The organism is Porphyromonas uenonis DSM 23387 = JCM 13868 (assembly GCF_000482365.1).
Classification (GTDB): Bacteria; Bacteroidota; Bacteroidia; order Bacteroidales; family Porphyromonadaceae; genus Porphyromonas; species Porphyromonas uenonis.
On the sequence record NZ_AXVC01000021.1, the window covers coordinates 72,125 to 93,301 of the forward strand.

Sequence of the window (21,177 nt, forward strand, 5' to 3'; positions counted from 1 at the left end):
TACACGTATCGTTTTGATACAACGGACGCCCTCCGGCTAAACACTCCCGTGCGTCCCTACAACCGTTACACGTCTTGCTTTGACACAACGGACGCACAGATCGTGCGTCCCTACAAAGGGTTACACGTATCGCTTTGATACAACGGACGCCCTCCGGCTAAACACTCCCGTGCGTCCCTACAACCGTTACACGTCTTGCTTTGACACAACGGACGCACAGATCGTGCGTCCCTACAAAGGGCTACTCGTTCTGTGCGTCCCGACGACTACGAGACTGGCTGTAGTCGCGCTGTGCTAGGGGATGTTACTCCTTGGCGATCGGTATAATGCGATCTATCTCGAAGCCGTCAGCCAGCGTAGCGCCCTTGGTCACCTTACGGGTGTTGAGGTTGTACTGATAGATGGTCGTAGGAGCGCCCTCTACATTAGCACCGATGCTGACCAAGTCGCCATTTCGTACGACCAACTGACCGAAGTTGCCATTGCTAAAGGGAATGTCCTTGATATGCTCCACCTGCTGCGTCTTGATGTTGCAGCGTAGCCAGTAGTAGACGTAGCGGTTCGTCTTGCTGCTCCAGTCGGTATTGCCCTTCTCCTTGAAGTCAGGATCCTGCATATAGAGGAGCACCTCGTCATCATTGAGCGGGAAGACCGTGATGATCTTACCACGAGGCTGAGCATAGCCGTCGAAACTCTTGTCCGTCTCCATAGAGCCTGCGTTGACACGGAAGAGGAAGCTGCGCTGCTTCGTACCGCTCTTCTTCTTAGCATTCTCGGGGATATTGCAGGAAGCTGCAGCAAAGTAGAAGTTGCCCTTAGAGTCGAAGAAAGTCTTCTGGCTACGCGTCTCACCAAAAGAGGTCGAGCTTAGATGCTCACAGCGTGTGTCCTTGTCGATCTTCTTCACCGCCATCGTAGTCGCATCAATGAAAGCGATGTAGATCTCACTACGCTTGGGAGGCTGTGCCATAGAGCCCTTCTTAGGCTTCTCCATATAGACGTGTGGGAAGATGAGCGTGTTGTCAGCCTTGCGGTAGCCTAGCAGACCGCTAGAGTTGAAGAGCTCGTCCTCAGCAGGCTTAGGTAGGTCAAGCTTGCCCTCAGCCACGATGGCCATCTTGTTGACATCGACCTTGACCCAAGACATCTCCTGCTTGTCACCTACAGAGCTGACCATGACGAGTGTGTTGTCGTCTAGCCAAGCGTGCGAGAAGCGACGATCCTGGATCTGTGGCATAGGGATCTCCTTGATTGTCTCGATGCCAGTGTTGGACACGCGGAACTTGCCGAAGCGACCCTCACGAGAGACGTTGTAGTAGTAACCCTTGTGATATACCACATTCGGTGTCAAAGATTCAGGAGTCTCCACTCCCTCTCCCTTGATACTTAGGACACCATTGGTCAGGTCAGCAACACGTGCGATGATGTGTGCATCCTTGTTAGCGGTTGACTGACCAGTGGCTCCACCCAAAGGAACCCATAGGTCATAGCCCACGGTTATCTCCTTCTCAGTATTGGGCTTGTCTGTGCCACACGACGTGAATGAGAGTGTGACGAGAGCGACCACGAGGGCCGCCAGTAAGCGATAAGCTTTTGTCATAGTAATCTGTTTTGATGATTGATATAAGTGTTCGTGTCTCTTCTAGTTGAGGAATATGCGGAGCTTGCAGTAGAAGGCGCGTCCAGGCTTCTGTAACATATAGTTGTCGTAGAGCGGACGGTCTAGTAGATTGCTGCTCTGTAGAGATATGGAGTAGCGGTCGTGGGCGAAGCTCCAGGTGACCCCAGCCGAGAGGTCGTAGCTGGTCGGGATGACTGCCTTGGTGTTTTTGCGACCGAAGGCTGCCCAGGTGAGGTAAAACCAGTGGATATAGCCCAGTCCAGCGTTGAAGTGTATGGCACTCGCCTGGATGCCAAACGGTTTGCGCCAGTTAGCCCCTAGGAGTAGATTGCCATAGAGGAAGGGGTCGTTCGGGATTCGATAGCCATAGGTCGGGTTCGGCTGACCGTAGATGTTGATGCGCGTGCGGTCCCGCTCGTCGGTGTAGGTGCCGTTGAGCGTGAGGTCGAGGAGGTTGGCATAGTTATACTTGACCTCCATCTCGCCACCGAGGACGAGCGACGAGCCGACATTGTCGTACTGGCTCTCGACGTCACCCAGCACCACACGATGGATGTAGTTGGACACGTTGCGATAGAAGGCGGTCGCCTCGTAGTTGAGGAAGTGCAGACCACCCCACTGTGCCTGTCCGTAGAGCGTTAGGTTGAGGTTGTAAGCTTGCTCCGGCTGGAGCTTGAAGTTGGGGTAGATATTGGCTCCATTACCCATCAGCTCACGAGCTGTCGGCAGGCGGGTGGCACGCTCGAAGGAGGCTTTGACAGCTAGCTCGTCAGCGACCGTGTAGCGTAGGCCTAGCCCGTAGCCCAGATTGTTTTTAGTCTGTTGCGTAGGCACATCTTTGACACCCGTCAGCCAGTACATATCAGCCTGCTCGATGGCGACGTGGTAGAGGTAGTCCTTGGCAAAGATCATTCCACGCAAGCGCCCGTGAAGGAGTGTCGTCCCGTACGAGAGCCCGAAGATGTGCTGCGCCATGCGGTCTCGTGACGACTCAAAGTTGGGATCGTAAGTGTCGTACCGCTCATTGGCTATGGAGCTCATCTGATAGTTGAAGTTGAGATGCCCGCCCTGAGGGATACTGTAGGCGAGGTTAGCACGAGCCGTCCAGCTGGGGCGCACCGTGTGGCGGATCATACGTGTGCGGCGCATCAGCTCGCTGTAGTGTGTCTCTACGAAGGTGCCGTCCCAGCTATACTTGCGATAGGCGGTATCTGTGATTATGATACGATTGCGAGCGAAGGAAGCGTCTATCGTGGCGGAGAGCCCTGGGGTGAAGAGATTGCGCTTGGCATAGTGTGCCGAGAAGCTCAAATCGTCGCGATCACGCATTGCCTCACCGATGACCAGCGTCTGACGAAAGCCGGTCTGTATCTCGCTGGCGCTCTTTGTATAGCCTACCCCGAGCAGGGCTGCATCAGCCCATGGCTTCTTGGTCACGCCCAGCTGCAGACGTCCTAAGAGCGACTGGTAGCCATCGTGAAAGCGTCGGAAGTCGCGTCGCTCGTACTCTTGCGTCTCGCCGTTCCACACCTCCATGCCGCGCATGATGTAGTCATTCTTAGAGTACTGATAGCGTAGCGTGGGGCGCACCGTAAAGCCACTCCGCTGCTCTCTATACTGCCCCGCTAGATCTAGGGCAAAGGTGTGAAAGGAGCCACCCCGCAGCGAACAGTCCAGATAGCTCTCCCCACGGCTGTTGGTCACGATATTGACCGCTCCACCGAGGGCGTCCATACCGAGTTCAGGCGGTACGACCCCTTTGTAGATCTCAACACGGTCAATGAGGTTCACCGGCAGTGTAGCGAGCGAAGCCCCCTCGCCCATCGAGGAGAGCGGCACACCATTGATAAAGTAGCGAACGGCATGACCCGACAGACCATTGATCGATAGCTCATTGCTTGAGCCTACCCCACCAGACTCTCTGAGACGTACACCCGAGCTCTGAGCGATCAGTTCGTTGAGACTCCCCATCGAGGCGATGAGGGGCTTGACATCTAGACTGATCGCCGAGAGCGTCTGCTGCTGCATGATACGTCTATGAGTAGGCGCCACGACGATCACCTCGCCGAGGTTCTTATAGTCTATCGTATCGTGAGGCTGTGTGCGGGTCTTCCGCTGCGCTGTAAGCGGGAGCACACAGCTAGCTAGGAGCAGAAATAGATAAAGGTAGCTACGTCTCATAGGCTTACTGAGCTATAGAGTCGGACTGGTGTAGCTTCTCGCCAGTCTCCTCGTAGATCGCTTTCTTGTCCATAATGGAGAGACGACGGTGTGTCATGAAGAAGTCCACTTTCCTCAGGATCATCTCCTGTATCTCTGGCAGTTCGCCGAGACCACGCACTACGCTCTCAACTTGATAGCCGAGCGCCTCTAGACGGGGCTGCCACTCTTGGAGCATATCCTCCTGGGCATGCTCGCCCGCCACGATCATAAGCGGCTGTAGGCAGACTCGCTTGAGACCCGTAGCACGCAGACGCTCGAGCACCTCCTCATAGTACGGGTAACCCTCCACACAGCCCACGATCACCTGACCATAGCCGTGGCGCTGCAGATAGTGATCCAGCATCGCATACTGAGCCGTGGCACTATCGTAGGTGCCGTGACCCACCCAGAGGTAAGCCACATCGGGCTCTAGATGAGCGGTCATGATGGCGGTCAAATCCCTATAATCACTCTCGTAGAAGAGGAGTGGCGTCACCAGTCTGATCTTCTTAAAGTGGCTCTGCTGATGCGCCACCTCATAGGATAGCGACTCCATCTCTACCCCATCGACGATGGTCGTAGAGACAACCAGCAGATGGGTAAAGCCTTCACGGGCGAGCTCTTTGAGTGCTTCGCCTGGCGTGGGGATCTCTATACCCCGTGCTGCTAGACGCTTGCGCACGATACGCGAACTGTAAGCTTGACGAACCTCTAGGTTGGGATAGGCGGAGGCTATGCGCTCGTTGATCGCATCGAGGGTGACCCGACGGGTGTCGTCATGGGTCGTGCCAAAGTGAACCACGAGAATAGCGCCTTTGTCACCAGGTGCCATAGCGGCAAAGAGCGAGTCGGTCTCAAAGATCTTATTGCCCGCCTGTAGCGAGAGCCCACCTAGGAGTAGTGTCATATATAATAGGAGTCGTTGCATCATACGGTTGTTGCTTTGATCTGCTAGGTCAAGTCTAAGCATAGCACAGAGGTAGCACCACGCTCGCAAGCGTAGCACCTCTTGAGAGAGATATGCCTTTGATTGATTGACATAGCATTGAGGTACGCTTGCCACCGAGCGTACACAGTTATATACTAAGTTACGAGCGGTGGCAGGTCTCCTGACTTACCCCAGCCTATCACCGCCTTCCCACCTGACCTCGGTCAGACAGTGGCTCATACGACTCTTGTGATAGGCTTTGTGGAATGGGGGGATCACAGTAGCGGGCACTGTACCAGATTCGCACTGGACTTCCCTCTTGCATCGCTCGGCAGACGAGCTGATGCACCACCACTCAAAGATGTTGCGCCGCAAAGGTACAAAAAAGAGGCTAGAAACTAGAGGATTAGAGATTAGAGGTCAGAGGTTAGAGGTTAGAAGTCAGAGAGGGGATCGGAACTATCGGAGCCATCGGAGCCATCGGGAAGAGGGCGAGAAGGGATGGACGAGTAACGGTTGTAGGACGCACGAGAGTGTCTAGCGGGATGGCGTCCGTTGTCGAACAGCGAGACGAGTAGCCCTGTGTAGGGACGCTCGGTCGAGCGTCCGTCCCCGTTAAAGCGGGACGACGCTGTAACCTTTGACACAACGGACGCCCTCCCGCTAAACACTCCCGTGCGTCCCTACATGTCGCTACGCATCTCATCGTTCGACAACGGACGCTGTCACCTTTGACACAACGGACGCCCTCCCGCTAAACACTCTCCGTGCGTCCCTACATTTCGCTACACGTCTCATCGTTTGACAACGGACGCTGTAACCTTTGACACAACGTACGCACAGATCGTGCGTCCCTACAGCCGTTATACGTCTCATCGTTTGACAACGGACACAGTAACCTTTGATACAACGGACGCCTTCCCGCTAAACACTCCCGTGCGTCCCTACATTTCGCTACACGTCTCATCGTTTGACAACGGACGCACGATCGTGCGTCCCTACATTTCGCTACACGTCTCATCGTTCGACAACGGACGCTGTAACCTTTGACGCAACGGACGCCTTCCCGCTAAACACTTCCGTGCGTCCCTACAGCGGGTTACACGTCATGTCGTTACTCGGCTTGCTTTGTTAGCAGAACAAAGCCACCGTAGAAACGCATATCGGCGTCCTTACGGTGGCTTTGATTTATTTAGGCGATACTTCCTTATCGCTGGAGCTTCTTGATCCAGCGGAGGCCGTCGGCGGACTGTACGTCGAGCAATACGACGTCCGTCTCGGGCATCTCGATATCTACCTGTGTCTGACCATCGGTCGTAGCACGCTCTAGTAGATAGCCGTGGACACTGTATAGCTGGTAGCCTACGATACCCTGATCGTAGGATATGCGATAGCCCGTAGCGGTGCGCTCGATAGCTAGATCTGGCTGGTGATCCTGCTGCTCCTCGTAGCGGATGTTGCCGTACGACATACGTAGCTCGAAGCGACGTCCGTCACGCTCGCTATAGCCGTAGCTGAAGGTCGGGTTGACCAGCAGATCCTGCTCAGTGCCGCGCAGACGGTCGTAGAGAGACAGCTTGTCAAAGGGCTTCTCGGCCAACGTCGTGAAGTCTAGCGTGAGCATCCCATCGGTAGGCGCGAAGACACCTAGCTCGACCACGGCACTAGGCACATTGGTCTGTACGAAGTTGCAGCTGCTATCGGTCGGGCTAATGAAGTAGACAAGCGGAGCTGTCTGCATACCCTCCGGCGCAATCAGTGCTGGCGTCGGTTCTTCCGTATTTTCGGGTAGCAGTACCGCAGAGGTATAGCCTCCCTCGGCATCAGTCACCTTCACAGCGACATACCGCTCGGTGATCTCATCCGACTCCTCGTCCGTGCTGCGTAGCTCAGTCTCCTTTCTATACATACCATTAGGATTTTCAAGCGCTTTCGTAGGAAAGTAGAACTCAGAGGTATCCTCTTTCCCTTTCTTTAGCTTGACGACAAAAGATTGAAGTGGCGCAATGACTCTCAAGGTTTTGAGTTGACTACCAAAGCCAACACCACCTCCTACGTAACGCCACGCTCCTTCCGTAAAGATATAAAGAGTTAGCTTCTCTAAATTTTCCCTATTAGCTCCGAGTAAGTTTACGGATCGGATGGGCGACATAAATGGATTACCTATCATAACATAAGAACCGTTAGGAGACTTAGAGCTGGAGGTAATCTTCATAGTATAGCCCTCGACATCAAGCCATTGTCCACTTTGCCTGTCATAGGACTTTGTAGTCCCGATCTTTCCCGTCTTGTCATCCTCAAAGAGGAAGCGGTAGTCCAGCGCGGGGTCTCTCTTGACCGAATCCACCTTAGTAACTGGCTTTAACGTGTTTATGTCAAAGTAGGCGAAGTAGGATCTTCGCTCAACTATTGTGTCTGTTACCTTAGATACATTCGTTATACTATCAGTCTTATACCAATACCACTTCTCGTAATAACGATGTAGTGGATAGCAGGACGCACGATCCTTGTTCTCATAGTAGGGCAAGCGGATGATACCCTGCAGCCCGTTGAGGTTCTTATGGTCGTCAGCACCAGTCTTACCAGAGTGGTAACCCTCAACTTTGAATGCTAAAGCGTGATTGTAAGCTACCGTAGAACGTCCCAGCTTGTTCATTGGAATGTCAAAGGCAGCCTCTTTAGGCATAGGGTTATCTCCATAAAACTTTACCTTGATGTAGCGCTGATAGGTGAGTGGATAGCCAGCTAGAGAGAAGTCTCCTGTGTAGACATTCTTGAGTGGCGTAGCAATCATATACCAACGGTCTCGCTCTAGGAGACGATCGTAAGCACCTGGATGCTTGGGATCCTTGTGCGCTTGAATAGACCCGTCAGTCTGTACGACACCAAAGTTGTAGTCGATAAAGGCGCGGGAGTACTCAGTCAGTAGCTGAGGCTGACCGAGCGCAGAGCCGAAGTGGAAGTAGATATCGTTGCACACGGGCTCTCCTAGGGGCTCCCAATTCGTTCCGTTCGCCTTCTTTGGATCTATATTTGGCTTGTTTGGAGCTAGATTGGGATAGAATTTGTCGACCACTGCTGGGAGGTGTACATCGGTACACCTAGCAGGGACTGCCTTAATAGAGTCGCCATTACTGTCGGCCCAGTTATCAAACGAGTTCCAGTCAGCAGACTTGGCATCCTTACGCCACCATAGCTCGGTCGGAGCGACAGATACGATGAAGGGCACCTCCTGCGGTGCTGGTGTGCCATCGCACGGCACCGCTGTAACCTCGAGCTGCCACTTTCCAGAGTGCGGCAAGGTTGCGGCACCAACGGTGACCTTACGACCATGATGCTTCGTTCCATCAGGCTGTGTCCAAGTGTACTCCGACTCAGGCGTGATGGGCGGGCACTCTAGCTTAATAGTATCCCCCACACAATACTTGGTATCATTAGCACCAATGATGAAAGAGGAGCCTCGCAGATCGTTCATCTTGATGATCTCGCCACCATTGTCTAGGGGACAGTCTGAGTCGTCAGACCCTGTCTTAATATAGAGCATATACTCAGGCTGGACTTGCTCCCCAGTGAGGTTAAAGACGACTGGCTTACCCTGATCCTTCCCGGCGAGCGTCTGGCTAGCGTAAGAAGGCTTATTAGCATCCTTTGCGTCACGTAGCTCTACGAGCGTCTTACCAGCCGTACGAATGGGCAGTACCGACACATAGGCAGTCTGACCACTCGGACAGATATAGGTATAGAGCTGATCCCGATCATAAGTAGGACCTGTTGTCTCTACAGTGAGCTTGCGTCCTAGATCAAAACAGGGAATAATCTTGGTGAACTGATCTATAGGCTCATAGTTATATTGTATCTCTATAGTATCTATAGTAGAGTTGCGCCAAGAGAACTCGATGTATTGATCTTCGGGCTTCTGAGTAGCATCCGCAGGGTCAAAGGAGGTAGTCCCTGAGCCAACATACTTCGTATAACCATATTCGTTAGTAGTAGTCCGGACAGCCCTCGCATATACTGGAACAGGCTCACCATTGCGCAAGAGAATGTTACGAGACTTCGCCCCACGGAAAGGATAGACACGTAAACTGTCACAGCCGACCTTTTCGTACTGTGGCTTTAAGTCCTTGCCCTCATTCTCCAGCTCATACTTTACAGCATTGTAATGAATGGAAGTCCAGAGTGGACCTTGCACCTCTGTTGTTGGAGTGGGGAGCGTCTGCGGCTCTCCACAGAGGTCAGTGAACTCAATCCTCCAATAGTAGTCTCCTTCTGGAACCTTGACATCATAGCATGGATTCATATAGGGGTTGTCCGCTGGAGCATCATTACTAGCGAATGGGAAAAACCAGTCGCTCTGATGCTTCTCTGGCAGGACAAGGGGTACATTGAGCTCAGGGAAATACTTGTACTGCTGTCGGTACTCTTCATAGCCATCAGGAGCCTTGACCAGTGTAAACTTAGCACCAGCAAGGTTACTCTTGTAAGCTCGTCCCCAGCGACGCTCTTGTACGGCTATAGCTAAAACCTTATCTACCGTACCCTCACAATAGTCCCATCCGACCTTACCAGACTTCAAGTCTGGATACCAACCTGAGAACTCATTCCACATACGGGTCGTGTCTGTATCTCTATAATAATTATTCTCAGGCGCGTATCCAGGTATAATAGGCTCTCCACTCGTGTCATTAGGCTTGAGTCCTAGAGAAGAGTCTTTGAACGGGACTGAGCTATCCCTCATATAAATTCGATTCCAGACTCCTGGCGACATATGCCCCCCCGGAAACTCTTGAGGGATCATATAGTTCTCCTTGGTAAAGGTTATATAGAGCATCTCTGGCCTAGTCCACGCTCGGCCGTTCATATTCCTAACACTGAGCGTCACAGGGAATGTCAACTTATCTTTCCACTCCTCCTTGATCCTAAGGGTGGGCTTATACACATCACAAGGAGAGGGAGCTCCGCCTATCACCTCCAGCCAGTTGTTAGGATCGAATGACTGTGCTCCTTCAAAACCTCCATAGAAATGGCTTGCGAAGCTGCTGTATTTAGGATCTGTCGATCCCTTGACACGTATAGCTATTGAGAGCATTTCGTCTATGGCTCCAGGAGCATAAGCACACTTAGTATACATCTCACTAGGAGAGGGACCACCGTCAGGCACCTTTATGAAGAGACAAGGCTTCTCAACAATTGTCGTGTCTCCAAAAGAGTCTCTCACTGGTACCTTAACGCGCCACACGCCAAAGTTCCCCTGGAAGGTGGGCTCCTGACCAGTATCTGTCAGCGACATCCAGTTGAGTGTGCCCTGTTTGGTCTCATACATCTGATACTCCGCTTGAGTACAGATAGCATACTCAAAGTAATGGTTCAAAGAGTCTATGTTGTCCTTGTAGTTGTTCCGTCCTCCTACATTAAGGACTGAACCGACCCAGCGAAGATGATCTGGAGAAGTGAACTTCTGAGTAAACGGCTCTGGAAGGTACTGCAGTGCAGTCGTCTCCTTGACCAGGCCATTGGTCTTCTTTGTATAACCAGTAGCATCTGAGACATTCAAGACATAGTCTCCAGCAGGAAGGCCGTAGATGATACTAGAGATAGAGTCGCTTGTGAGTACCTTCGGTCCAGTATAGTCGACTGGATGCTTAAGTATCTCAAACTTGTAGGGCGGAGTCCCTTGGCTTAATGGCTGAAAGGTTATGTTTAGCGTTCCCGTAGGTTTTGGAGCTCCTTTGAGAGCGTCACGTCCTCTCAGAGTACCCCATCCGCCTGTCGGATAAACGATTTCAAAACCACCACTGCCTTGTGGTGTGGTCTGCGCCTCTGCCGTGGTGGGTAGCAGGCAGAGCGCTGAGAGAGCGAGGAGGAGACTCCATATAGTGCGCACTAGTGTCGTGCTGTTGTATTGCTTCATAGCCTATATCTGTTTATAGGGGAGATTTACTTAGTAAAATGTGTGTCTGCGTAGATAAGAAGATGTTCCGTATACACCTTTACTCAAAGGCTTTGCCATTGCCTGCGGGGGGCTCTACCTCCTGTGGGGTTAGCGTTATCTTGTAGAGGCGATTACGGAAGACACTCTTGTTCGATGGATCAAACGAGCCTGTACGCTTTACGTAGTCTTCGGCCTTGTCATTATCATTTAGAAGATCAAAATAGCATCTTGTTTCGGCACGTAACTGATGGGAGCCCGCAGCTATATCTAACCATGGACGGAAATCGCCATAATGATACCATATAAACCATAGGTAAAGAGGCTTCACAGTTTCATCAGAGCCCTCGGGTACGAGCTTCTCGGGGATATAGAAGTACATCTTATAGTCCAGCAGATAGCCACCACCAATGGGTACACCCTCTTTCCGAACCTTGCTAGCTATTTCGCTATAGCCAACAACAAAGCGTTCTTGTGGACGTACATATTCATCAGACTCTCTACCGAGGAAGCCAACTACAGTATCCTGAGCACTAGAGTACTCCTGTATAGGAAAGAGACTGACATCCTTAGGCATCTGATAGATATGAGGTCCATAGGGATGTATAAATCTCCACGGGCCTATCCATCTCAGTTGCTCTTTCCCGTTCTCATCCCAAGAGAGCCACACACACTTCTTGTAGAGCAGCTCGACCTTGGCAAAGGTGCGCAAGAGTTCAACGCCTTTCGTATCACCATGAGGATTGTCGAGCTGGATCACGCGCGGATTGTCCTTCGTACCACCTCCGGTGAAGTCAACATGCTCATACTCGGCAGTCATCGGACAGACGACCTTTATATATGCATTGCGCTGATTATAGCGTAATCCTTCATGCGTATCAGAGAACCGTCTCGTGACGGGGATACGAATCTCCTTGAGGTCTTTTAGCGTCTGCGCCTCTCTAAGCGCTTTCCTAAGCGCGGCGTCAGCCTTCGCCTCTCTTTGATATTCATTATCCCAATAGGTCTTCTCTTCGGGGGGGAGAGGGGGATAGAGATCTTGGTTATACGACTGAGGATTCATATAAGCGCCCTCATTGGCGACGACGACGAGGTCGTAGTAGCCTAGCTCCCTCTCTGTGAGACGGAAGGTGATCTTTGCCTGGCCATTTTGATAGTTATAGCTGATACCTTCATCTTCTGATCCCTCGCTGCTGCCGGTAGATGCAGGGTTCGGAACCAGATCGGTAAAGAAGACGTTCTTCTTGATCACTCCGTTTTGGATTAGGAAGATGCGCAGATCGTTCACGTAGTCCTCATAATTGTCCTTGTCGGAGTTGATACTGTAGTCGGGGCCCTGCCTGCGTAGCTCATCGTTGCCACTGGGAGCTAGGGAAAGCGTCAGCGTAAGGTACTTGTTGCCGTCATCCTCTCCCTCAAGAGTGTTGTAGTCCCGCACACAACTGGTGCTGGTGAGGAGCGCCCCCAAGATGAAGAGGAACGTATATATATGGGTATGTCGTAGTCTATTCATAATGATGTGACAACGTTAGTGTGGTCTATAAGAATGGGCTTAGAGGATGATCTCATAAGAGTGTACCATCCAGCCATCGACGAGGATTTCAACGGCATAGTGCGTGTTGTCGGGAAGCGTCTTGAGGCGCAACTCAACGTCGTACTCAAACTGGCACTCGGGGCGGTAGTCTGGCTTCTTGGCGAGCAACTTCTTGAGATCGTAAGTAAAGATCTTAGCACCCGTATCGGAACGCACAAGGCTCAGCTGGGGAGCTGTCTTCGGATCATCCAGTCGTAACGTGCTCAGACGGACGCTGCGCGTCGTACCTTCGTTGGGTAGTGGCGCCTGATAGATGACATGCTTGGTAGGATTGGTCAGCTGACCCATGAAGTCGTAAGCAGCGTTGTTATCCTCAATCTCCATATGGAGCGGATAGATAATCTTGCTGGGTAGCTCGGTAAGGCTTATGTCAAAGTCGTTGCTGTAGCGCGTGAGGTTTGGCGCGACGGGCACTCTAGTGCTTACACCCCCTCGAGGCATAGGGCACTCGACCGTATCTGTGGCGAAGTAGAGTGGCTCGGGCAGTAGACCCTCGTGTCTGTCTTGCTCGTTGAGCCGGAGTGCCAGTCGGCAGTCGGGGAGCTTATTGCCCGAGGCTGGTGCTAGGTCACTCATAGTATAGTGCTGGGGGGTAGCTCCTACCCAGATAGTGTATCGATAGGTCTCGCCGCACTCGTTTGGTACGGGGATCTCTATCCTAGAGGCTGCAGTCAGGTCAGCTGACTCTAGATGCTTGTATGCGATGATCTCTCCTGACGAAGGGACACTGATGACGATGTCCATGTAGCCCGCCTTGCCTATGTAAGCTGAGTCAGACATACAGGGCGTCTGCGTATAGGGCGTGAAGACCAGTATCGTGGGGCACTCGCCTCGATCATATACGAGCTTATCACAGCTGACGAGTGATAAGAGGAGGAGAGGTAGCAAGAGTATACTATATATAATGTGTCGCTTCATAAAATGCAACTATGATTGAGAGATCAGATGTGTCGGTTTAGAGGAAGGGTAGATCGTAAGGCTAACGATAATAAGGGGAAGGGGAAAAAGATAGGGACGCACGGTCAGACGCACGTCCATCAGTGCGTCCCTATCGGTGAGTTGCTAAAGTTTCTAGTAGCACTAGTGGCCACTAGAAACTCTAGTCAGATAGTCAGTCGATTAGATCGATAGATCAATAGCGTAGGTGTGTACGTTCCAGGGGATAACCGTAACATCTACAGCCATGTAAGTCTCCTTTGGTGTGTTCGTCTCACCTGGTGTGATAGGAGGTGGCAGGACTTCACCATCTGGTCTAGGATCTGGGTTGTTAGATTTCCCGGGTGTTCCGCCCCCGATCTTTCCAGGATCATCAGGATCCTCTGGATAAATCGGGTTCCAGTTAGTACCGATCGTCAGGAAGCCCTTGACGCTGATGTGGTAGATGTTGTTACGATAAGCTGGTGCGTTGACCGTCTTCTCGATCTTGTCAGGATTAACGAATGCGTAGTAAAGAGCCTTGCCATTGACATAGGTGTAGAACTTCTGATCCTTGACACCACCCTTTTCTTCGTTTATGACATTAGCCTTGTCTAGGTAGAAACGACCGTTCTCACCTCTGTAGAAGGTAGTACCCTCTTTATAGGTAGTGGCATCTCCATCTGCAAACTCTGCTGGAACGAATGTTGTACGAACGAGTACGTAAGGTGTGTTAGCACGACGGAAGCCCGTGTTATCAACATCGCCAAACTTGTGAGAAGCCTCAAACATGAAGGCACTCTGCGTCAGAGACTGAGCACCAATCTTCATAGCGTCATCGAGACCGTTAGCTACGAGAGCCTTACGAGGCGTAGTAACAGTAGACTTTAGGTCGCTGTAGTCGTAGTACTTATACATACCTTCATAGCTAGCAACTTCTAGTTTTTTGCCACTAGCCACTGGTAGGAAGTCGTATGCAGGAGTCTTGATGATGTTGTTAGCGTCACGCATCTGCATGAGGTAGAAAGACTTCTCGCCCTGAGCTACGGCGTAGGTGATGTTCTTGATGGTACCCATCTTCTCACCATTCTTGAAGTTAACCGTATACTCCTCAGCGGTCGTGGTCAGTAGGACACGAGCTACGGCACGCTTAACCTCGACAGAGGCGCGGTTCTTAGGACTCTGTGCAGCCTCAGCCTCATCCTTGGTGACACCCTCAGCAACTGTGACCGTGCACTCCTTAGCGTTGGTCATCATGATGACATCCTCACCAGAAGCATTAGCCTTTGCAGCCTCCTGAGCAGAGATTACATCGACAGCAGCTGCGTAAGCCTTCTTGAAGGCAAAGGGAGTTTCAGCTGCATCAAGATATTTCTTAATCTTGGCATCTGCGTTGATCAGCACGTAGACAGACTTCTCACCAGGAGTCGTCAGGATAGCCTCCTTAGGTGTGATGGAGATGTTGGCAGTACCATCTGCTGCTGCAGCGGTGATGTTGAACTTGCTCGGATCATTGTAGTCACCTGAAGAGATGGTTGCATTGTCTACAATGTAGACAGCGATGCTCTCGATAGCATCCTTACCATTCCACGTACCTTTGTAGTTGTGTTCCTTCTCATCATCGCCACCGGCACGCATGTCGGACTGGACGCTGATGGAGACGTTGGCATAGGTCGTGCCTTCGTTCTTCTTGGGCTCTTGATTGTCCTTTTTACAGGAGGTCAGAGCGACTAGGCCAATCGTGAGTAGGCCTAGCAGAATTCTTACTGTTCTGTTCATTCTGTTTGTTATTTGATTGATATAAAGTTTCTTCGATAGTCTCACCGAGATTAGTCATAGGAAATGTCTACGCAAAGGTAAGCATAATATAGTTGATGTTGACTAAAGAGACTTGACATATTCGGTATTTCTTTTGACATGGTCGGTATTTCCTGGCGGAAATAGAGGTTAGAGACGGGTAGCGACATGTAGGGACGCACGGCTAGTATTTAGTAAGAGGGCGTCCGTCCCCGTTAAAACCACGACGCTTTCACGCTTTGACACAACGGACGCCCTCTTACTAAATACTATCCGTGCGTCTCTACAAAGGGTTACTCGTCTGTCTAGCACGGACACACGTAGTGCGTCCATGCTAGCAAACAAAGTCAGTCAATTAGACCGGAAGATCGATATTGTGTTCGTGTATCTTCCAGGGGATAACCGTAACATCTACAACCATGTAAGCCTCCTTTAGCGAATTCGTATCACCTGGTTTGATAGGAGGTGGCAGGACTTCACCCTCTGGTCTAGGATCTGGGTTGTTGCTAGGTTTCGTACCTGGCACCTCTGGGAAGAGAGGATTCCAATTCATACCGATTGTCTTGAAGCCCGTTATGCGGATGTAGTAGATGTTGTTACGATAAGCTGGTGCGTTGATCGTCTTACCACGCTTGTCTGGATTAAGAAATGCGTAGTAGATCACTTTAGCATTTTCATAGGTGTAGTACCTCTGATCCTTGATACCACCCTTTGTCTCGTCTACAACGTTCTCCTTCTTTATATAGAAGCGACCGTTCTCACCCATGTAGAAGGTGCTACCCTCAGTGTACTTGTTATCGGCAGCATCATCCTCAAACTTATCGGGGGTAAACTTCGCACGAACGAGTACGTAAGGTGTATTAGCACGACGGAAGTCCGTGTTATCAAGGTCGCCGTACTTGTGAGAAGCCTCAAACATGAAGACACTCTGCTTCAGTGCCTGAGCGCCGACACTCAAAACGTTTTGTTCTAGATTTATAGCCACAGTAGCCACACGATCCTTCGTCTGCAGGTCGCTGTAGTCGTAGTACTTATCCATCATAGCGTAGCTAGTAGCTGTGAGTTGGTCAGGATGTGCAGGATCTTTCTCTGGGACAAAGTCGTATGCAGGAGTCTTGATGATGTTATTGTTATCACGCATCTGCATGAGGTAGAAAGACTTCTCGCCCTGAGCTACAGCATAGGTAATATCCTTGATGACACCTATCCTCTTACGATTCTTGTCGTTAACCCAATAGGTATCAGAGGTCGTGGTCAGTAGGACACGAGCTACGGCACGCCTTACCTGGACAGGGGCACGGTTCTTAGGATTCTGTGTAGCCAGAGCTTCAGCCTCGGTAACACCCTCAGCAACTGTGAGTGTGCACTCCTTAGCGTTGGTCATCATGATGACGTCCTCAGGATCAGTTCCATTAAGCTCGGTCTTTGCAGCCTCCTGAGCTGTGATTACATTGACAGCAGCTGCGTAAGCCTTCTTGAAGGCAAAGGGAGTAACAGCTTTGTTTAGGTAATCCTTAATCTTCTGAGGTGCGTTGATGAGTACATAGACAGACTTCTCACCAGGAGTCGTGAGGATAGCCTTAGCAGGTGTAATGGAGATGTTGGTCTTATCAGTAGCCTTGGTGATGGTGAACTTACTCTCATCGTAGTCACCTGAAGAGATGGTGGCATTGTCTACGATGTAGACAGAGATGGTCTTGATAGCATCCTTACCGTTCCACTTTATAGAACGGCCAAAATCATGATCGCCACCCGCACGCATGTCGGTCTGGATGCTGATGGAGACGTTGGCATAGGTCGTACCTTCGTTCTGAGGCTTCTCTGGTTCCTTTTTACAGGAGGTCAGAGCGACTAGGCCAATCGTTAGCAACCCTAGCAGAGTTCTTACTATTCTGTTCATTCTGTGCTTGTTATTTGATTGATATAAAGCTGCTTCGATATCTCACCGAAATGAAAATGTCATAGGGACTATGCAAAGGTAAGCATAATATAGTCGGTGCTGACTAAAGGGACTTGACATATTCGGTATTTCTTTTGACATATTCGGTATTTCCTGGCGGAGATAGAGGTTAGAGATTAGAGATCGGAGGGGTCAGAGCTATCGGAACTATCAGAGCTATCAGAGCTATCAGAGCTATCAGAGCCATCAGAGCTATCAGAGCCATCGGAGCTCTAACTTCTAATCTCTAACTTCTAACCTCTAATCTCTAACCTCTAACCTCTCATCTCTCAGATCGCCGGCAGGCTCATGCCAGTGATGCGTCGGTATAGGTCTAGCGCGTAGGGGTCGGTCATGCCGGAGATGTAGTCGAGCGTGCACTGGAGCTTGCCGTAGATAGACTCTTCGTGCAGGTTGTACTGACTGCTCACCAGCGAGAGGAGCGTACGACTATAAGCGTCGTCCGGATGTAGGAGCGAGTGCATCACTTTGTCGATCAACTCTGAGAAGATCCGATGCCCCGCCAGCTCTACGTCGATCACTGCCCGCGCCGTGTAGATCTCACTCTGTGCCACCGCGCTATTGGCTCGGTAAGCTGCATAGAGTCTCTCGGGCATTTGGCTAACCAGTGTCCCAGTGAAAGCGCCACGCAGTATCTCCTCCTCGTGCTCGATGAAGACCTCGGCACAAGCCTCCACGAGCATATTGATCGCCTTAGCTCTCAGGTAAGCTATCCGCTCATTGCGATCTCCGATAGTCTCCAGCGTTGCCAGCGCATGATCGCGACCATCTGCAGGGAAGTAGCGCAGGAGCAGATCCACCGTACGTTCGTAGCTCAGGATGCGTAGCTTGTAAGCATCCTCCACGTCCATCACCTGATAACATATATCGTCGGCCGCCTCCACGAGGTAGACCAGCGGATGGCGCACGTAGTGCCCCGTGGCGGGGTCTACGGGCAGGATGCCCAGATAGTTCGCCACATCGAGGTAGGTAGCCCGCTCTGACTGGAAGTAGCCAAACTTCCCGCTCTCAGGCGCCCTAGCCGATGACCAGGGGTACTTGACAATAGCTGCCAGCGTGGTATAGGTCAAAGCGAAGCCCCCAGGCCTGCGCCCCTCAAACTGATGCGTCAGCAGGCGAAAGCCGTTGGCATTGCCCTCGAAGTAAGCGAAGTCCTCCCACGGGTGCCCCTCCCCTACTACGGCGTCATACCATTGGCGACCATTGCCCTCAGTAAAGTAAGCCCGTATCGCCCGCTCGCCACTATGCCCGAAAGGGGGATTGCCCATATCGTGTGCCAGACAAGCCGCCGAGACGACCGTGGCGATGCTCCCCCGATGAGGCGTATCCCGATTGTCCGTCAGGCGGCACGCTATGTAGTTGCCCAGGCTACGCCCCACACAGCTCACCTCCAGACTATGCGTCAGGCGGTTGTGCACGAAAATGCTCTTAGGCAGGGGAAAGATCTGCGCTTTGTTTTGTAGCCTGCGAAATGGAGCCGAGAAGATCAGACGATCGTAGTCTCTGTCAAACTCCGTGCGCATCTCCATGCCCCCAGAGAGTTGCGGAGCAGCCGCCCCAAAGCGTCGGTTAGAGATCAGCTGATCCCAGTTCATCCTACTCATATTATATATAGTGTCTATTGTCTTTGTGAGAAGAGTGTCCTAAAGGCGTGATCCACCCGATCACACGGCACGATCTCTATGTCGTAGTTCCGTTGCTGTAGGCTCTTGGCATTTGCCTTTGGGATCAGAATCCGCGTGAAGCCCAGTCGGTGCGCCTCCGCTATGCGGCGCTCTATACGGCTCACTGCACGTATCTCGCCCGCCAGCCCCACCTCGCCCGTCATGCAGGTCTTTGAGGGGACGGCTATGTCCAGATTGGAGGATAGGACGGCACAGAGCACCGCTAGATCCACGGCGGTATCGTTGATCTTGATGCCACCCGTGATATTGAGGAAAACGTCCTTCTGAATGAGCTTGAAGCCGGCCCGCTTCTCCAAAACGGCCAACAGCATGTTGAGTCGCCTCAGATCAAAGCCCGTAGTGGACCTCTGCGGGTTATTGTAAATGGCCGAGCTGACCAAAGCTTGCGTCTCGATCATGATGGGGCGGATACCCTCCACGGCACAGGCGACGACGACGCCACTGAGGCCCTCCGTATTGCCCGAGATAAGATGCTCCGAGGGATTGCTCACGGCGACCAGTCCCGAGCTATTCATCTCGTAGATGCCGAGATCGTCGGTAGAGCCAAAGCGGTTCTTGTGGCTTCGCAGGATGCGGTAGAGATGCTGCTTGTCACCCTCAAACTGCAAGACCGTGTCTACCGTATGCTCCAAGATCTTCGGACCCGCTATGGAGCCCTCTTTGTTGATATGCCCAATGACAATCACGGGGATGCCGCTGCTCTTGGCAAAGTGCAGGAGCAGGTTGGCACACTCCTTAATCTGACTGATGGAGCCAGGCGAAGAGTCAGAGCGTGCGGTCGTAACCGTCTGAATACTGTCGATGACCAGCAGGTCGGGAGCTATCTGCAGTGCCTTCAGGAGTATGTTGTCTAGGTCGGTGTCGCAGTAGATGAGGCACTGCTCCGAGTGTATGCCGATGCGGTCGGCACGTAGCTTGAGTTGCTGGGCACTCTCCTCGCCCGACACGTAGAGTGTCTTGAGCTCTGGGCAGCGCAGGACAGTCTGAAAGACCAGTGTCGACTTACCAATACCTGGCTCGCCACCGAGCAAGGTGAAGGAGCCCTGCACCAGTCCGCCACCGAGGAGGCGGTTTAGCTCCTCGTCGTGCAGATTTACTCGACTCTCCTCGCTTCCCTCGATCAGTTGTATGGGACGCACCTCCTCAGATTGAAGGCCGTCCCACGTAGCACCCTCATGGATCTGCTTGAGCTTGCGCTGTATCTCCTGCGCTGGTGTTGAGCGCCCCGAGGTCGTCTCTGGCTGAGCCAGTTGCTCCTCGATCGTATTCCATTCCTGACACTCGTTGCACTGTCCTTGCCAGCGACTGTAGGTAGCACCACAAGCACTACACTTATATATAGTCTTAACCTTTGCCATCTGTCATGCACGCTCTAGAGGACATGTGGAGCAGCGCAGCAAGCCACCCTGCTTAGAGATCTCACTGTAGGGTACCTCCTCGACAGTCATACCAGCCACCTCGCGGAGGTAACGTTGCAGACGCTCGGCACCCGCCTCGACACAGACCACTTCGGGAGAGAGTGCGAAGAAGTTCGTATGCATCTCGACAGCCTCCTCAGCCGTAATAGTCAGCAGCTTGTCCTGGCCAAAGACCTCGCCAATGATCCCGCGCGCCTCTCTGGAAGCGACTCCCTCTGGATAAAAGACGGCGAAGCCACGCCCCACGGGCTGGAAGGCGCAGTCTAGGTGTAGCACGCCACGTAGAGGATCCTGGTCATGCTTGTATAGTGGCACAGGGACGACACGCTTGTGCGGGAAGAACTCACGGAAGAAGTCCACCGCACGATCATTGGTCCTCGTAGTCTTGAACTGTCCAAAGGCTCCCGGCTCGCAGCACCCCACGAAGAGGATATCATCATAAAGGATCACGTCGCCCCCCTCGACACGCACCTCGGCGGGCAGATGCAGCACACTACTCGGCTCGAAGAGGTCGTAGATCGATGCAAACGCATCTACCTCCCGTCTCCTATCGGGGATCATGTGTGCTACAAAGAGGTGCTCGTCGATCACGAAAGAGACATCTCGCGCGAAGATCTGATTACACCCCTCTATCGGCTCAGGACGATACACCTCCACACCGTGGCGCTGCAGGATAGCGAGGAAGCCCTCCATCTCACGTACCACCGCCTGCTCCGTGGGGTAGTCTCCCCGCAGGACCGCCTGGTAGCTCTTAGCGTCGTAAGTCTCCTCGAGGGTCGGCTGCGTACCGAGCGCGTGAGGCAGACCAAGCACGACCTTGCGGAGCTGGTTCGTTTCGTTGGTCACGTGAGGTATGAGTCGTTTGCCTTGTTTGTCCATCATATCGTTTGTTTAGAGGCTCCCTGCACAGCTCTGTGCGGGGAGCTTTATTCTATCTCTGACAAATATAGGGAAAAGTGAGGAGGTAGAGATTAGAAGTTAGAAATTAGAGGTTAGAGGTTAGAAGTTAGAGATTGGAGTTCCGATCCCTCCGATCCCTCCGACAGCTCCGATCCCTCTGATCTCTCTGATCTCTCCGACCTCTAACCTCTACCCTCTAATCTCTACCCTCTAATGGAATTCCTACCT

12 protein-coding genes and 1 riboswitch are annotated in these 21,177 nt (G+C 52.1%); of the genes, 1 reads left to right on the top strand and 11 read right to left on the bottom strand.

Going from position 1 to position 21,177, the window contains the following annotated elements; genetic code table 11:
• Nucleotides 1–304: 304 nt before the first annotated feature.
• From L215_RS0100910 to L215_RS0100920, 3 genes are read right to left on the bottom strand one after another with little or no spacing between them, the layout of a single operon-like run.
• Nucleotides 305–1,600 carry a hypothetical protein gene (locus tag L215_RS0100910; RefSeq protein ID WP_025883120.1) on the bottom strand — a complete coding sequence of 432 codons (1,296 nt, stop codon included), beginning with the start codon at nucleotides 1,598–1,600 and terminating at the stop codon, nucleotides 305–307.
• 42 nt (nucleotides 1,601–1,642) lie between these two features.
• Nucleotides 1,643–3,802: a TonB-dependent receptor domain-containing protein gene (locus L215_RS0100915; protein WP_027451196.1), complete on the bottom strand. Its 2,160-nt coding sequence runs from the start codon at nucleotides 3,800–3,802 to the stop codon at nucleotides 1,643–1,645.
• Nucleotides 3,803–3,806: 4 nt separating this feature from the next.
• On the bottom strand, nucleotides 3,807–4,793 hold the full coding sequence (locus L215_RS0100920) for a sirohydrochlorin cobaltochelatase (protein WP_044111532.1): 987 nt from the start codon (nucleotides 4,791–4,793) through the stop codon (nucleotides 3,807–3,809).
• Nucleotides 4,794–4,905: 112 nt separating this feature from the next.
• Nucleotides 4,906–5,119, bottom strand: a riboswitch (cobalamin riboswitch).
• Nucleotides 5,120–5,630: 511 nt separating this feature from the next.
• Here L215_RS0100920 and L215_RS10020 point away from each other — a divergent pair.
• Nucleotides 5,631–5,801, top strand: a complete 171-nt coding sequence (locus tag L215_RS10020) for a hypothetical protein (RefSeq protein ID WP_154657825.1) — start codon at nucleotides 5,631–5,633, stop codon at nucleotides 5,799–5,801.
• Nucleotides 5,802–5,958: 157 nt separating this feature from the next.
• Here the strand turns inward: L215_RS10020 and L215_RS0100925 are convergent, their stop codons facing one another.
• The 8 genes from L215_RS0100925 to L215_RS0100965 form a co-directional block, all read right to left on the bottom strand.
• Entirely contained in the window at nucleotides 5,959–10,662 is a 4,704-nt protein-coding gene (locus L215_RS0100925; protein WP_025883122.1) for a hypothetical protein, read from the bottom strand.
• A gap of 79 nt (nucleotides 10,663–10,741) precedes the next feature.
• On the bottom strand, nucleotides 10,742–12,193 hold the full coding sequence (locus L215_RS0100930; protein WP_027451198.1) for a hypothetical protein: 1,452 nt from the start codon (nucleotides 12,191–12,193) through the stop codon (nucleotides 10,742–10,744).
• A 39-nt stretch (nucleotides 12,194–12,232) separates the two neighbouring features.
• Nucleotides 12,233–13,192 carry a FimB/Mfa2 family fimbrial subunit gene (locus tag L215_RS0100935; RefSeq protein ID WP_025883126.1) on the bottom strand — a complete coding sequence of 320 codons (960 nt, stop codon included), beginning with the start codon at nucleotides 13,190–13,192 and terminating at the stop codon, nucleotides 12,233–12,235.
• Between the two features lie 201 nt (nucleotides 13,193–13,393).
• Nucleotides 13,394–14,968, bottom strand: a complete 1,575-nt coding sequence (locus tag L215_RS0100940; RefSeq protein ID WP_025883127.1) for an Mfa1 family fimbria major subunit — start codon at nucleotides 14,966–14,968, stop codon at nucleotides 13,394–13,396.
• Nucleotides 14,969–15,341: 373 nt separating this feature from the next.
• Nucleotides 15,342–16,886, bottom strand: coding sequence for an Mfa1 family fimbria major subunit (locus L215_RS0100945; protein WP_081780312.1), 1,545 nt, complete (start codon nucleotides 16,884–16,886; stop codon nucleotides 15,342–15,344).
• Nucleotides 16,887–17,215: 329 nt separating this feature from the next.
• Nucleotides 17,216–18,541, bottom strand: a complete 1,326-nt coding sequence (gene dgt, locus L215_RS0100955; RefSeq protein ID WP_025883130.1) for a dGTP triphosphohydrolase — start codon at nucleotides 18,539–18,541, stop codon at nucleotides 17,216–17,218.
• Nucleotides 18,542–18,564: 23 nt separating this feature from the next.
• Entirely contained in the window at nucleotides 18,565–19,989 is a 1,425-nt protein-coding gene (gene radA, locus L215_RS0100960; protein ID WP_025883131.1) for a DNA repair protein RadA, read from the bottom strand.
• Between the two features lie 3 nt (nucleotides 19,990–19,992).
• Nucleotides 19,993–20,931 carry a dimethylarginine dimethylaminohydrolase family protein gene (locus L215_RS0100965; RefSeq protein WP_025883132.1) on the bottom strand — a complete coding sequence of 313 codons (939 nt, stop codon included), beginning with the start codon at nucleotides 20,929–20,931 and terminating at the stop codon, nucleotides 19,993–19,995.
• Nucleotides 20,932–21,177 lie beyond the last annotated feature (246 nt).

Coding starts and splice junctions, on each gene's coding strand:
- radA (WP_025883131.1), bottom strand. CDS start 19,989: ATGGCAAAGGTTAAGACTATATATAAGTGTAGTGCTTGTGGTGCTACC.
- L215_RS0100940 (WP_025883127.1), bottom strand. CDS start 14,968: ATGAACAGAACAGTAAGAATTCTGCTAGGCCTACTCACGATTGGCCTA.
- L215_RS0100930 (WP_027451198.1), bottom strand. CDS start 12,193: ATGAATAGACTACGACATACCCATATATATACGTTCCTCTTCATCTTG.
- L215_RS0100910 (WP_025883120.1), bottom strand. CDS start 1,600: ATGACAAAAGCTTATCGCTTACTGGCGGCCCTCGTGGTCGCTCTCGTC.
- L215_RS0100925 (WP_025883122.1), bottom strand. CDS start 10,662: ATGAAGCAATACAACAGCACGACACTAGTGCGCACTATATGGAGTCTC.
- L215_RS0100935 (WP_025883126.1), bottom strand. CDS start 13,192: ATGAAGCGACACATTATATATAGTATACTCTTGCTACCTCTCCTCCTC.
- L215_RS0100965 (WP_025883132.1), bottom strand. CDS start 20,931: ATGATGGACAAACAAGGCAAACGACTCATACCTCACGTGACCAACGAA.
- dgt (WP_025883130.1), bottom strand. CDS start 18,541: ATGAACTGGGATCAGCTGATCTCTAACCGACGCTTTGGGGCGGCTGCT.
- L215_RS0100920 (WP_044111532.1), bottom strand. CDS start 4,793: ATGCTTAGACTTGACCTAGCAGATCAAAGCAACAACCGTATGATGCAA.
- L215_RS0100945 (WP_081780312.1), bottom strand. CDS start 16,886: ATGAACAGAATAGTAAGAACTCTGCTAGGGTTGCTAACGATTGGCCTA.
- L215_RS0100915 (WP_027451196.1), bottom strand. CDS start 3,802: ATGAGACGTAGCTACCTTTATCTATTTCTGCTCCTAGCTAGCTGTGTG.